The sequence below is a fragment of the Oleiphilus sp. HI0043 genome (genome assembly GCF_001634935.1).
This window is the reverse complement of record NZ_LWEY01000788.1, coordinates 1-595: the sequence shown is the minus strand read 5'-3', so window position 1 is coordinate 595 and position 595 is coordinate 1. Positions and strand designations below refer to the sequence as shown.

1 protein-coding gene is annotated in these 595 nt (G+C 43.7%); it reads left to right on the top strand.

Features of this window, described 5'->3' with window-relative positions:
- Positions 1-226: 226 nt before the first annotated feature.
- The coding region (locus tag A3729_RS09020; protein WP_068633703.1) for a TetR/AcrR family transcriptional regulator at positions 227-595 on the top strand (369 nt) is incomplete at its 3' end.

Genomic DNA, 595 nt, shown 5'->3' with positions numbered 1-595 from the left:
TCGATAATCGCTCTGGTGATATTGAGTTGTTCTAGCCATTCATTCAAGTCTACATAGCATCTAGATTAACTCACGTCAACTCCCATATCCGGGGTGCCGGCCGGTAAGCCAGGCTTGCGTGAGGTGGTTGATGTTCAATTTTTTAGCATAGGTTTGACAACCTACCTTCAGGTAGGTAAGGTATGTTTAATAATTGAACAAACTATTTTAGTGAAGTGGTTCCCTGATGAATACCAAGCAACGTATTGTCGAGTTTTCTGCTGATAAGCTTCGGGACCGTGGCTTTGATGGCTTCAGTTATTTAGATATATCCAGAGAACTGGGCATTACCAAGGCGAGTGTTCATCATCACTTCCCTAAGAAAGAAGATCTCGGTCTGGCCCTATGTGATTGGACGCATGACTGGCTTAGCCAAGGTCTTGCTTATTTCGACCAACGTGCAGCAAATCATTGGAATAAGCTGGAACGTTATTTAAGTGCCGCGATGAAGCACGCCTTATCTGAGCAGCGAGTATGCCCAATTAGTGCCTTCTATAATGACTTAAGCAAACTGCCAGACTCTATTAAGGTGCAGATAAAGAAGCTCGACGATATA